At 36.6% G+C, this 12,606-nt stretch carries 13 protein-coding genes; 5 read left to right on the top strand and 8 right to left on the bottom strand.

Annotated features, from left to right (window positions below):
• Window positions 1-127: 127 nt before the first annotated feature.
• A complete protein-coding gene (locus QHH19_04105; protein MDH7517508.1) occupies window positions 128-916 on the bottom strand; it encodes a radical SAM protein in 789 nt (262 codons plus the stop codon).
• A gap of 4 nt (window positions 917-920) precedes the next feature.
• Window positions 921-2,651 carry an arginine--tRNA ligase gene (gene argS / locus QHH19_04100; GenBank protein ID MDH7517507.1) on the bottom strand — a complete coding sequence of 577 codons (1,731 nt, stop codon included), beginning with the start codon at window positions 2,649-2,651 and terminating at the stop codon, window positions 921-923.
• Between the two features lie 470 nt (window positions 2,652-3,121).
• Between argS and QHH19_04095 the strand changes: the two genes are divergently transcribed.
• Window positions 3,122-3,703 carry a hypothetical protein gene (locus tag QHH19_04095; protein MDH7517506.1) on the top strand — a complete coding sequence of 194 codons (582 nt, stop codon included), beginning with the start codon at window positions 3,122-3,124 and terminating at the stop codon, window positions 3,701-3,703.
• A gap of 10 nt (window positions 3,704-3,713) precedes the next feature.
• Here QHH19_04095 and QHH19_04090 read toward each other — a convergent pair whose 3' ends face one another.
• The 4 genes from QHH19_04090 to radA all read right to left on the bottom strand — a co-directional run bounded on the left by QHH19_04090 (window position 3,714) and on the right by radA (window position 7,448).
• On the bottom strand, window positions 3,714-4,898 hold the full coding sequence (locus QHH19_04090) for a glycine C-acetyltransferase (protein MDH7517505.1): 1,185 nt from the start codon (window positions 4,896-4,898) through the stop codon (window positions 3,714-3,716).
• A 65-nt stretch (window positions 4,899-4,963) separates the two neighbouring features.
• Window positions 4,964-6,115, bottom strand: a complete 1,152-nt coding sequence (locus QHH19_04085; protein ID MDH7517504.1) for an ATP-NAD kinase family protein — start codon at window positions 6,113-6,115, stop codon at window positions 4,964-4,966.
• A gap of 137 nt (window positions 6,116-6,252) precedes the next feature.
• Complete coding sequence (locus tag QHH19_04080; protein ID MDH7517503.1) at window positions 6,253-6,438, bottom strand: hypothetical protein; 186 nt, start codon at window positions 6,436-6,438, stop codon at window positions 6,253-6,255.
• 68 nt (window positions 6,439-6,506) lie between these two features.
• The gene (radA, locus tag QHH19_04075; GenBank protein ID MDH7517502.1) at window positions 6,507-7,448 is read right to left on the bottom strand and encodes a DNA repair and recombination protein RadA; all 942 of its coding nucleotides are present in this window, start codon (window positions 7,446-7,448) and stop codon (window positions 6,507-6,509) included.
• 94 nt (window positions 7,449-7,542) lie between these two features.
• Between radA and QHH19_04070 the strand changes: the two genes are divergently transcribed.
• Genes QHH19_04070 through QHH19_04055 form a run of 4 tightly spaced genes read left to right on the top strand, consistent with a single transcriptional unit; the run spans window position 7,543 to window position 10,239 of the window.
• Window positions 7,543-8,109: a tetrahydromethanopterin S-methyltransferase subunit A gene (locus QHH19_04070; GenBank protein ID MDH7517501.1), complete on the top strand. Its 567-nt coding sequence runs from the start codon at window positions 7,543-7,545 to the stop codon at window positions 8,107-8,109.
• 6 nt (window positions 8,110-8,115) lie between these two features.
• Entirely contained in the window at window positions 8,116-9,018 is a 903-nt protein-coding gene (locus QHH19_04065; protein MDH7517500.1) for a hypothetical protein, read from the top strand.
• Window positions 9,018-9,917: a uroporphyrinogen decarboxylase family protein gene (locus QHH19_04060; protein ID MDH7517499.1), complete on the top strand. Its 900-nt coding sequence runs from the start codon at window positions 9,018-9,020 to the stop codon at window positions 9,915-9,917. The genes QHH19_04065 and QHH19_04060 overlap by 1 nt, the downstream gene beginning before the upstream one ends.
• Window positions 9,907-10,239 carry a DUF4346 domain-containing protein gene (locus QHH19_04055; protein MDH7517498.1) on the top strand — a complete coding sequence of 111 codons (333 nt, stop codon included), beginning with the start codon at window positions 9,907-9,909 and terminating at the stop codon, window positions 10,237-10,239. Before QHH19_04060 ends, QHH19_04055 begins: the two co-directional genes overlap by 11 nt.
• Here QHH19_04055 and QHH19_04050 read toward each other — a convergent pair.
• Together QHH19_04050 and QHH19_04045 are read right to left on the bottom strand one after the other, a co-directional pair.
• Window positions 10,236-11,006, bottom strand: coding sequence for an OB-fold nucleic acid binding domain-containing protein (locus tag QHH19_04050; protein MDH7517497.1), 771 nt, complete (start codon window positions 11,004-11,006; stop codon window positions 10,236-10,238). The genes QHH19_04055 and QHH19_04050 overlap by 4 nt on opposite strands.
• A 236-nt stretch (window positions 11,007-11,242) precedes the next feature.
• Complete coding sequence (locus QHH19_04045; protein MDH7517496.1) at window positions 11,243-12,493, bottom strand: PKD domain-containing protein; 1,251 nt, start codon at window positions 12,491-12,493, stop codon at window positions 11,243-11,245.
• Between the last annotated feature and the right edge of the window lie 113 nt (window positions 12,494-12,606).

The following is a 12,606-nucleotide window of genomic DNA, read 5'->3' as shown; positions in this document are numbered from 1 at the left end:
TTATCTTACATCCCATCCACATATCACCAAAGAAGGTGATACAATTTATAATATTTTAATTATGCTAGGACACTAGGCATGAAATATACAAAAAAGAAAATAATCCATTTACAACAGAGGTTTAATTTTAAATTTTTGTAGGTATCTCATATTTTTTGCAGTATAAATTCACAGATTTTGCTATCCTATTTATATAGATTTGATTTGGTGCATAATTGTCTATGTAAATATCAATATATTTTGTGAATAAACTAGGATAAAATTTTTTTATAATTTCTATGAAAATGTTTTTTTGGTCACCTTTTAGTTCCAGATGTTTATGTAAAACGTATTTTGCGTCGTGTTTTTTTGCAGTTTTTATTATTTCTTCTATCTCGTTTTCGTTTATATATGGTATTATTGGTATTATCGCTATTCCTGTTTTTATGCCTTTTTCAGATAGTTGTTTGACGGTTTTTAGTCTCTCATCTGGTGATGGTACTTTTTTTTCGAATATCCGCGAGGTTTTTTTGTCTAGTGTTATTATTGTTATTGTTACCGTTGAATCCGTTTTTGTTAATAGGTCTATGTCTCTTAGTATTAGGTTGGATTTTGTTATGATATGGCAAGGGTAGTTGTTTTGTTTTATTGTCTCTAATAACTCTCTGGTTATTTTGTGTTTTTCTTCTGCTTTCTGATAAGCATCAGATACTGAGCCTATTATTATAGTGCCTTTTCTAATCGTTTTAATTTCTTTTTCAAGTTGTTTTACAGCGTTGGCTTTTACATATATGGTTTTATCATAAGATGAGTCACAATAGTTGCATCCGAATTCGCAGTTTTGGTATGGATCTAGTGTATATTTTCCTTTGAATAGTTTGTCTTTTTTTGTTATTTTATTTAAAAGTGTTGTGCATTGTATGTTTTTGTATTCCATGTTTTTACATTTCCTCTGGTGCTTCTATGCCTAGTAGGTTTAAGCCGTTTTTTAGTACAGTTTTTGTTGCTTTTACTAGTGTTAATCTTGCTTTTCTTTTTTGTTTGTCTGGTTCTGGTAGTACTGGGCAGTCTCTGTAGAATTGGTTGAATTGTGATGCTAGGTCGAATAGGTATGCTGCTATTAGGTGTGGTCTGTAGCCTGTGCATGCTTCTTCTACAGCTAGGGGGTATTTTGCTAGTTTTTTTATCAACTGTGTTTCTGCTGGGTGTTTTAGTAGTTGTGCGTCGAATTTTTCTGTTTTTTCTTTTGTTTTTGATAGTATGCTTGATGCGCGTGCGTGTGAATATTGTATGAATGGTGCTGCGTTTCCTTCGAAGTTTAATGCTTCTTCCCATTTGAATACTATGTCTTTTTCTGGTTGTACTTTTATTATGTTGTATCTTAGTGCTCCTATTCCTACCATGTTTGCTATTGTTTTCATTTGTTTTTCTGTGAGTTCTCCTATTCTTCTTTTTTTTACTTCTTGGTATGCTCTTTCTATTGATTCGTCTATTAGGTCATCTAGGTATACGACTCTTCCTCGTCTTGTTGACATTTTTCCTTCTGGTAGTGAGACGAATGCGTAGAATATTACTTTTGGTATTATTTTTGCTTCTAGTAGTTTTAGTGCTATTTCTACTTGTTTTGATTCTAGTTTGTGGTCTTCGCCTAGTATGTTTATTAGTATGTCTGCTTGTTTTGCTTTCCATAGATGGTATGCTATGTCTCTGGTTGCGTATAGTGTTGTGCCATCGTTTCTTGTGAAAAAGAATTTGGTGTTACGCCCCTGTATACCAAATGGTTCTAGGTCGAGGTAGTACGCCCCGTTTTCTTCGTTGCAGTAACTTGTTTTTTTTAGTTTTTCTACTACCATGTCAACGCTTTTATCTTTTACGAAATCTGATTCAGGGATGAATTTGTCTATGGTTATGTTTATTTTTTTTAGGCTCTGTTTTATACCCTCTAGGACTGGTGTGTATGCTTTTTTTACTAGTTGTATGGTTTTGTTGTCGCCGTTTTCGCTTTTTCTAACTATTTCGCTTATCTCCTCTGATATTTTCTGGTTTTCCTCCATTAGTTTGAAGGCTGTTTGGTAGAATCCAACGTTTTTGTGGTCAGGTTTATCGTATTCTGGTTTTGGTACCATGTCTTGTTTTAGGTTGTTTACACACCACGTTAGTATCGCTACTTGTTTTCCTAAGTCGTCTAGGTAGAATTGTGATTCTACGTTGTAGCCATTGGCTTTGAATATTCTTACTAGTGTGTCTCCTATTATCGGGTTTCTTGCTCTGCCTACATGCAGTGGTCCATTTGGGTTTGCTGATGTGTGCTCTATTATTACTTTCTTGCTTTTTTTGTCCATTGTACCATATTTTTCTTTGTTTTCTATGATAAGTTTAAGTGTAGAGTTGATGAGTTGTTTGTTGTCTATGTAGAAGTTTACGTAGCCGTTTTTTGCTTCGGTTTTTTCTATCCACCTGGTTTTTTTTATTTTGTTTAAAATGTTTTCTGCTATTTCTTTTGGTGGTTTTTTAACTATAGGTGCTAGAGGGAAACATGGGAAAGCAAAATCACCCATGTTTTCTTCAGGTGGTGTTTCTAGTTTTATTTCATATTTTATGTTTAATTCTGATAGAACGTTTTCTAAAGTGGTTATGATTTCTTTTTTTGCCTCATCCAAAGGGTATTTCATGTTTATGGAGTATAGTTATATTGTTTAAAGGTTTTTGGTAAAATTTGAAAAAAAGAGAGTATGGTCTCTCAAAAACTACGTTCATCTAAAGTATAAAAACAAAAGCTTTTGTATTATCAATAATATACACCAAAGTTAGCAAATTTTAAGATTGTTCTCCTTTAAAAATAATATATCTGAGAAGTATTAATATGGTTTACACAGATTATGAGGATACTGGTTTTTTTTTGTTCAAAAATGTTCAAAAATCAGCACCTATGCCCCCCAGTTTTTTTTGTTCAAAACCTAGTACCTACCCATCCCTTCCATATCAAACATCTCTGTAGCCTATTCTTTGTTCAATATATAAGCAATATAATGTGTCCTAATACTTTAATAAAAAAATGCTAACACAGTTTTTAACCAGTTTTTAAAGAAAAGTATAAGTCCTAATAAACTATTCCAGCTATCTAAAGAAGGTGTAGTGGAGAGTGAGAGATTTGACAAAGGATGACAACATCCATATAAAACTTGAGATAAATAAGGATAAAAACACCAACCAGCTTATTATCACCACCCGTTTCGACCCGAGTGCATCTAATTTTCTAAAAGACGAATACGGATACATATGGATACCAACACCAGAAGAAATAAAATTCATGAACGACGCATTTGAACTAATACCCACAGAAAAAACCAAGGCGATTCCACAAGAAAAAAAGGTTACTAAAACTGTAGAAAAAATAGAAGAAAAAGTACAAACATACAAGCCGCAGGTAAAACCAGAAGAAACTTCTCCTTTTGAAAGAAAACCTGTTGCTTACACAGAAAAAAAAGAGGAGGAAACAGTGTTTGAGGTAACAGGTGAAGCAACTGAAGAAAACCCCAATAAACCAACTAAAGAACAACAGGGTAATAGTGTTATTGTTAAAGCAGATGAAAAAGCTATAGAGAGAGCACTTAAGAAAGATATTGATGAAGATGATTCTATAAGAGAAGTTGATGAACAAACAATTATAGACAAGGTTCTGAGTCAGAAAAAGAAGGGTAAGTGGAGTAGACCAGCGAAGTAAAAAAAAATCTTTAGATTATACCAAGTTTTTTACCTAGTCTCTCAAATGTTTCTAGAGCGAAATCAAGGTCTTTTTTTGTGAGACCAGCATTCATCATCACTCTTATCCGCGCTTTGTCTCTTGCAACCATTGGGAACACTATGGGTAATGCAAATATTCCTTCTTCAAACAACATGTTGCTAAGCTCTTTTGCTTTACCTGATTCACCCACTATAACTGGTGTTATAGGTGTCTCGCTCTGGCCTGTGTCAAAACCCATTGAGTTCAACTCTTTTTTGAAATACCTGGTGTTGTCCCATAGTTTTTTTACATGCTCAGGTTCGGTTTCAAGCACATCTATAGCAGCAAGCTGTGCACCAGCTACAGCTGGTGGGTGAGAACCACTAAGCAGCCATGTACGGGATTTGTTGTAAGCAAAGTTGATGATATCCTGGCTACCAGCTATTAGGCCGCCAACAACACCATAGGCTTTACTAAAAGTACCCATCTCAACATCGATTTTTCCTTCTATGTTGAAATGTGCACCTATGCCTCGTCCATCAGGGCCTATTACGCCCTCACCATGTGCGTCATCAACATATGTCATAGCACCGTACTCATCAGCTAGTTTAACAATCTTGTCCATGGGTGCTATGTCACCATCCATGCTGAACACGCCATCAGTTATTATCAGGATTCTCCTATATTTTTTGTCAGCCTCTTTTAAAACTTTTTCAAGCTCACCCATGTCACGGTGTTTGTAGACAGCGCGATCAGCCTTCGCAAGACGTACACCATCAATTATACTACCATGGTTAAGCTCATCGCTAATGATTATGTCCCCCTCACCAACAAGCTGTGGTATAAGACCAGCGTTTGCAGCAAAACCAGTCTGATAAACAAGAGCAGCCTCTGTGTGTTTGAATTTAGCAAGCCTTTTTTCTACTTCAACATGAAGCTTCATGGTACCAGCTATGGCACGAACAGAGCCTGAGCCTGCACCATATTTTTTAGCGGCATCAACAGCTGCCTTAATAAGACGAGGGTGGTTACTAAGATTTAGATAGTTGTTGGAACAAAGCATCAAAACCTTTTTGCCATCAACAACCGCATGGGGCGTAGATGCGCTCTCTAATACACGCAGCTTCCAATCAAGGTTCTTTTTAACAAGATCATCATATTCCTCTTTTAGAAAAGCTGTTGGATTCCGCTTCATAAGATAGTTTCCCCCTTTTAACATATAAGATACCAAATCTTGGGGGAAGGAATCGAGGAACAATATTAAAAGTTATTGGTTTGTATATGAACAACCCTGCTGAGACGATAACCTATAACAACCATCATGAACTCTTTCTCAGCAAAAATACGATCTAAAACCTTATCACCTGTGTCAACCCTTATAAAAGGGGTGGAGACAAGCTTAGACGGGGTGGAAACCACTATAATATTATCTAAACCAATTTTCTGGATAACACGGGGGCTAAGCTGAAGGTTACCACGACCAAGGATAAAACCCTGAGCCCCAATAGGGCTTAAAACAACCTTAGCCTTAGGATATCTCCCTAAAAGATCAAGGATACCTTTTTCATTAAGATCCTTGGCAACAGTTTTTTTGTCATAAACAGCATCAATGCCAAGAAGGGTGTTATCTAAACCTATTTTACGAGCAATATAATCAATGGTGCCACCAGAGCCCATCAAAAAAAGATGATCCCTGTATTTGTTCATCTCATCAAGAACATGCTCAGCAAGCTCATCCTTAACCTCGTCATCAGAAACAGACTCAAAAACAGTTTTACCAACCTGAACATAAGTAGGCTCAACTATACCCTTGGCAACACCAAACAACTTTATCTTCCACTCACCTTTACGATAAAGCTCCTCATCAAGATCCATAACATCAACATCACCAATAGTAAGGTTTTTGTTTATGAACTCATGAAGCATCTTAGCAACAGCACGAGTGTTAACACCAAAAACACCAGAGTGCATCTTAACACCAGCAGGTATACCAAGAACAGGAACCTTTTTGTCAACAACACTGAAAATATCCCTCATGGTACCATCCCCACCGCAGAAAACAACAAGATCAACGTTTTTTTCTAAAAAAACCTCACAAGCTTTCTTTGTATCAGTAGAGGTTGTGTTAACACCAGCTGAGCTATAAACAACCTCAACATTTTTCATACCAACATTTTTTAGTTCATCAAAACCCATAGAACCAGAACAAGTAAACCAACAAACAACATCTTTTTCTGTAGAATATTTTGATAAAAATTCCTTCAACGTTTCCTCTGCTTTACCGGGGGCAACTGGTTTAGCACCAAGACTAACTGCCTTATCTAAAACACCATCTGTACCCTTGAGACCTACCCGCCCACCCATACCAGCAATAGGGTTAACCACAAAACCAATTTTCAGAACCATTTCCATCAAATAAAAAAAACAAAACACTGTATTTAAACACTATAGTTCATCCAAAAGAAATTTGATAAAATAAAAATAGGGAGGATCGGCTGGCGAAAAAAAAAGAAGAGGCCAGCTTTTCCTAAAAAAACTAAGTTATCTGCTTATTTCTTTTTTAGATAGGGAAGACCAGTCCTTTTGTTTACACCAACTGTGTAACCATTTGGTAAATCACAGGGTCTACCACTTTTTGGTGTTCTTTTGCTGAAGAAATAAATTGTTTGGTTTCTCCCACCCTTCAGTTTTACCTCCCTTGTGTAGAGAGTCCATCCTTGATGCATATACGCCATAAATTCTACCTCCAAAGAATAGGATACCCATAGGGGCATTTAAATTTTTCTTTATTTTCTTCCTGTTTTTAGTCGCGTATACCTTTTTCGTTAACAGAGAAAACAGCTTCGCCTTCAGGCAGATGTGGTGAATCAATCAAACGAGCAATCCTCTTAGGCCCCTTGCTTTTACGCAAATATATCCTGTATGTAGCGGTATGACCAACAATATGACCACCTACTGGTCTCGTTGGGTCACCAAAGAAAGCATCAGGTTTAGCAGCCACCTGGTTTGTGACACAGATCACACCATTATTAAGGTCACCCCATCTTAGAAGATCATGCATATGCCTATTGATTTTCTGCTGCCTATCAGCGAGTGTTCCTCTTCCAACAAACTCAGCACGGAAATGCGCAGTAAGAGAATCAACAACAAGTAGACGACCAGGTATCTCCCTAGAAAGCTCAGAAACCTTCTCCACTAGAAGCATCTGATGGCTAGAGTTATATGCACGTGCAACATGAATTTTACTAAGGGCCTCATCAGGATCCAGCTCATATGCCTCAGCCATCTGAACTATGCGCTCAGGCCTAAAAGTATTCTCTGTATCTATAAAAAAAGCATGACCATTAAGCCCACCTTTCTCCGGTGGCAGCTGTACTGTTACACATAGCTGGTGAGCAATCTGTGTCTTGGATGAACCAAACTCACCAAAAAGCTCTGTTATAGCCTGGGTCTCAAAACCACCACCCATGAGCTCATCCAAGGTCTTAGAACCAGAGGTAAGGTGACCAATTTTTGCTCTTCTCTCAAGCAGAGCAACACCAGTCTCAAATCTACCAACATCAGCCTCTTTCCTAGCTTTTAATATTATTTTAGCTGCTGTTTGTTCACCTATTTCAGCTGCATCAGCAAGCTCCTTAGGGGAAGCCACAGCTATACTCATAAAATCAACATAACCTGCTTCACGCAGTTTCTCAGCAGTAGCAGGACCCACACCAGGTAAATCCTCAATTTTATCTTTCTCCATGAAAACCCCTAAACACCAGTAAGAAATTTACCTTTATAAAATTGTGGTATAGGATATTTAAACTATTCCCCCCATTCCTAGTAAGCAAGAACATATGGAAAACAAATACTACCCATGGGGCGGTGATTTCACAGCATGCAAAAACGATAGTTGCGTAGCAGTAGTTTTACTACAAATAGACTACACACCACCACATGATGTAGCTATATATGGTCCATTAAAAACAGAAAACATAGGCATAGAAAAAATCGTTGCAAACCTCATCTCCAACCCATACATAAGATACCTCGTGGTTTGCGGCGATGACATAAGAGGACACCGCTCAGGTTCATCACTCATAGCACTACATAAACATGGAGTTGACGAAAAAAACAGGATTATAAACGCACCAGGTGCAATACCATACATAGAAAACCTAAAAACAGAGGCCATAAAAAGATTCCAAGCACAAATAGAAATAATTGATATGATAGGCATAAAAGACAAAAAAACCATAGACACAACGATAAAAGAAAAATTAGCTAAAACACCAGGCTGTTTTGGGGAACCATACATAGCAATAAGAATCAAACCAGAAACAACAAAGATAGATGACAAAAGAGCATTACATGCCAGAATAATATTAAACTATACTGGCAGGGTTAAAAAAAGAGGAGGATAAAAAAACATGTTTTCTTTCACCAAAAAACAAGAAATTTTTGAGATATCAGGAATAAAAATAGGTGGGCAACCCGGGGAACAACCAACGGTTCTATTCGGCGGTGTTTTCTTCAAAGGCATACCAGATTACAAAAAAGCAGAAAAAAACATAAAAAAAATGCTGGACCTAAGCAAAAAAACAGGAAACCCATGTGTACCAGATTTTTTTATTAAAAAAGAGGGGGATGTAGAAAAAATCATTGATTTTATCGAACATGTATTACCAAAGAATCAACCTTTTTCCGTGGATATAATAGAACCAAACATAAAAATAAAAGTTCTAGAGTATTTAGACAAAAAAAATCTTCTTCACAGAATGATATACAACTCGATACACATAGGTATAACAGAAAAAGAGAGAAAAACATTGAAACAACACACCCCAAATATGGCGATCATCGTAGCCTTCAACCCTAAGGATAAATCACCAGATGGGAAAATAGAAGTGTTAGAAAACGGTGCGCATCTAACAGACAAGGGTTTACTCGCAATAGCAGATGAAGTAGGAATCAAAAAAATACTCATCGACACAGCAGCGCTAGCACCAGGTGACTACAGTGGCGCAGCTATATCAGCTATACCTGTTATAAAAGAGGAATATGGTCTACCAACTGGTTGCGCTATACATAATGTTGTCGAAAAATCAACATGGTTAAACAAATATTTTGAAACAGCTAAAAAAACAGTTGATGCCTCATCAAACATTAACATAGTACTTTTTGGTGGAGACTACGCTATATTTGGGCCGATAGAAAACTCAGATGTTGTTTTCCCAACTATAGCATGGCAGGACATACTTGTTTCTGAGTATACTGAGAACTATTTTGGTGTAAAACCCGCTGACTCGCATCCACGGAGGAAGTTTTTTTAATGGAAAAAATCAAAACAAGCGTAGTTGGATCATACCCAGTAAAAATCGATACCATGGACATTATGATGAATTATTTTAACCAAAAAGAAAACAAAACTTGGAACAAATACATAAAAAACGCTGTAGATGATATGAATAGAGCAGGGATAGATATTTTATCTGATGGACAGACAAGAGACCCGTTTATACAGCTTTTTGCTAGGAGGCTAAAAGGCTGCAGGATCAGAGACCGGGTGGAAGTAATCGATAAAATACAATATGATGGTCCTATAACAGTTGATGACCAAAAATATGTTAGAACCATTATACCAAAAAATAGGATGCTCAAAGGTGTTATAACGGGGCCTTTTACATTAAGTAAATCATGCATAAATATTCATTATAAAGACGAAAAAACAATGGCTTTTGATTTCGCATACGCTCTTAAACAAGAAGCAGAAAAACTTGAGAAACACGTTGACATGATTAGTATAGATGAACCTTTTTTTTCAAACGAGATGCCAGACTATGGGAAGGAATTAATTGGTGTAATAACAGAGAAAATACGTTGCCCCACTATTCTTCATGCATGTGGTGACGTATCAGAAGTTATACCTGATTTGTTGGATATGCCTGTGGATATATTATCACATGAGTTCAAAGCCTCGCCACATCTACTAAATGAATTCAGAGAATACTCTTTCTCTAAAAAATTATGTCTGGGTTCTGTACGATCAGACAACCAGATGGTTGAGAGTGTGGAAGAAATAGTAAAACATATTAGAAAAGCTGTTGATATATTTGGAGAAAAAATCGTGCAAGTATCACCAGACTGTGGCCAAAGATTGTTGCCGAGAGAAAGTGCCTATGAGAAGCTTAGGAATCTTGTTAAAGCAGGTGAGATAATAAATGGTGGATAGAGAGATACCGTTAATAACAGCGAAAAAAACATCACAAAAAGATGTAAAACTAGACCCAGGTGGGTTTTTTGTTATAACAGTTCTAAGAAAAAATAAAACAATTCAGGTGGAGTATTACTCTAATGTTTATAGAGGAAAAAAAATTGTCTCAGGTAAACTTGAGAAGGTTTTTGTTGGAGATAAAGCAAACGCACTCTGTGATACAATTGTGAAAAACGTGCCGAGTTTACTACCTGAGCATTACGCTTATCTCGGTAGGGAGCTGCAGAGGGCGCAGTATGCCCTTGAAAAAAGCAAGGGATACATCCAGGATGGTTGCTAGATTCTACGTATAATGCTCCTACCGTTTACGTGCTCCTCTTTTTTACCGTTTTTTTCTCTTACATCAACCTCATCTATCTCTATGGAGTCACCTTTTTTGAAACATCTTATCTCTTTTACTTTTTCATCCCAAACAGTTAGTGTTCTGATAGTGTTTTTTTCTTTTATTTTTATTTTTGTAACAAAACCTATTTCACCGTTATCCCTAAAAAAAGTTCGCGTAGGCTCAACATCAACGAGCATTCCTCTCAAAACTTTTTTATCAGAAGATTTTTTATTATTTATCTCAGACACTTGTTCTGGTTCTATCTCCAAAAAACCCCATCTACCAACGTTTAATTCCAAGCAGTTGAAACCATCTTTAACATAACCGTTTACTACCTTAACGTTTGTACCTTTTTTGATAACCTTGTTTTTTAGTAACTCTACATCCTTGTTCCACAAAACCAGTTTACATGTACCAGTTTCATCAGATAACTCAAGGTTTACTACCATACCATTAGAACCATTTTTTCTCTTGAAATTCCTTGATTCACTAATCTTTGTTATTTTACCGAACACTGTGCATTCAGTATCTGATTTTAAATCTGATATTTTACATATGTTTTGTTTGTTTCTACCTAGTTCATCTACAATCAACAAAGCTGCTGCATCTTCATCTAATAGGTCATCGTATTCTTTTCTAATTTTTTTTATTTCTTTTTCAAAATCATTTTTTGTTTTTAGATCTTTTACAACCTCATATAACTGGTCTTTATTTTTATGCATCCAAAAATGTGAATGCATCCCTGCTTCTTTAAACCTACTATTTAAGTAACTATTATAATAGATTATATTATATTACACAATTTAATAGATAATATTAGGTTTTTTTTGGCTCATGTCCCTAAATCATCGGACAAAACGACTCACATAAGTCATCTTTCTCCTTGAATCATGATCTGAGGAATCCTTCATGCTGTTCATATCTGGTAGTCCGATAATTCGTGGAGAAGAGCCTTTTTTTATTTGTTGAAGAAGTGTTTTAGTATCTGGGATACACGTGGAAATCTCTCTAAAAATCTAAACACAGCATATCTCCTTGGCATACTTACTGACAAAGCCTCTGACCATTCACTCTCAGCACCATAAACATCTTTAGCCTTAGCCTTAACATTATACGTGCCCTTAGTAGTCCACTTGTGAGATGCATTAGCAGTTGCACCAGCAACATATGGTCCCAGCCAACCACTATTAGAGCCATCACCCCAATCAAACCAATACCAGATTTGATCACCATCGGGGTCTGTTGTTGATGATGTGTACGTGTATGTTGTTCCAACTTTACCTTTGGCTGGTCCGCTTGGTTTAACTGGTTTATTTGGTGGGCTGTTTATAGGACATATAACTACTGCTTGTTCTACTAGGGTGTAATCACAGTCTGCAGCATAATCTTTTATCCACCATTTGTAGTCATAACCTGGAACAGGACATCCTATGCCTACCTCGTAAATATCATGTGATACATATTGTGGGTCGTTGTGCTTTGTGTAATCCTGAGTAGGGTTTTGTATATCCCAGCATGGGTCGCTAAATGCTATCATAAGTTCTTGTGAGTTGACCCCTGCGCATGTGACATAGTGTCCACCAATCCTTGTACTCTGGGGGTTGTAGTATTCAGTTATGAAAGTCCAGTCGAATGACCCGACACCAGGTGTTGGGCTACCATCTAACCATCCCTGCCCATTTGGGTAAGCAATAGGACTGTTAAAAAGGAACCATTCATAATGGAATTCGTCTGGTGTTTGCAATTCTCTGACATCAAAATAATATGTGTTTTCTGGCGTCAAAGGTATGTATGGATCAAAATGGAATTGTATCCACATCGGAGATTGTAAAAGACCTGGGTTCAAAGTAGAAGTACCAATAGGAGATCCCTGAGGCGCATTATAAACATTGATTTGTACATCACATGGTGGGCCATTACTAACAAGGAAGATTTGTATAACATCAAGTCTGTTTATGCTAGGTACAAAACTTTGATAATCCCACCAAGTCGCTATATTTAGATTATCATTGTAATTAAACAATGGTTGCTGTTGATCAGGGATTTTATTCCCAAGTATAACGTCATAGTAGCCCATCAACAATATAACATCTTGGCTTCTCTCAATTTCTCCTTCTATAAAACTAAAAGTTGGTTTATTGTACGTGTTTTCCTGGAATTTATTAGATAATCCATAATCATGAAGCCAGTCGTCTATACCACTTTGCATATCATTAATATAGGTTGTACCCTTTGAGGCATTGGGACAAAATTGGAAAATCAATTTTTTAAAACAATAACATAGGCACGCTTGCCGATATACTTTTTTGGCGCATCCACTTT

This window comes from Candidatus Thermoplasmatota archaeon (assembly GCA_029907305.1).
Taxonomy (GTDB): domain Archaea; phylum Thermoplasmatota; class E2; order DHVEG-1; family DHVEG-1; genus JARYMC01.
The sequence above is the reverse complement of the archived record's forward strand: the minus strand, read 5'-3'. Positions and strand labels throughout refer to the sequence as shown.

Bases quoted from the DNA above. Each gene is read 5' to 3' on its own strand.
- QHH19_04105 (MDH7517508.1), bottom strand. From the start codon at position 916: ATGGAATACAAAAACATACAATGCACAACACTTTTAAATAAAATAACA.
- argS (MDH7517507.1), bottom strand. From the start codon at position 2,651: ATGAAATACCCTTTGGATGAGGCAAAAAAAGAAATCATAACCACTTTA.
- QHH19_04090 (MDH7517505.1), bottom strand. From the start codon at position 4,898: ATGAAGCGGAATCCAACAGCTTTTCTAAAAGAGGAATATGATGATCTT.
- QHH19_04085 (MDH7517504.1), bottom strand. From the start codon at position 6,115: ATGGAAATGGTTCTGAAAATTGGTTTTGTGGTTAACCCTATTGCTGGT.
- QHH19_04080 (MDH7517503.1), bottom strand. From the start codon at position 6,438: ATGGCGTATATGCATCAAGGATGGACTCTCTACACAAGGGAGGTAAAA.
- radA (MDH7517502.1), bottom strand. From the start codon at position 7,448: ATGGAGAAAGATAAAATTGAGGATTTACCTGGTGTGGGTCCTGCTACT.
- QHH19_04070 (MDH7517501.1), top strand. From the start codon at position 7,543: ATGGAAAACAAATACTACCCATGGGGCGGTGATTTCACAGCATGCAAA.
- QHH19_04065 (MDH7517500.1), top strand. From the start codon at position 8,116: ATGTTTTCTTTCACCAAAAAACAAGAAATTTTTGAGATATCAGGAATA.
- QHH19_04060 (MDH7517499.1), top strand. From the start codon at position 9,018: ATGGAAAAAATCAAAACAAGCGTAGTTGGATCATACCCAGTAAAAATC.
- QHH19_04055 (MDH7517498.1), top strand. From the start codon at position 9,907: ATGGTGGATAGAGAGATACCGTTAATAACAGCGAAAAAAACATCACAA.
- QHH19_04050 (MDH7517497.1), bottom strand. From the start codon at position 11,006: ATGCATAAAAATAAAGACCAGTTATATGAGGTTGTAAAAGATCTAAAA.
- QHH19_04045 (MDH7517496.1), bottom strand. From the start codon at position 12,493: ATGCAAAGTGGTATAGACGACTGGCTTCATGATTATGGATTATCTAAT.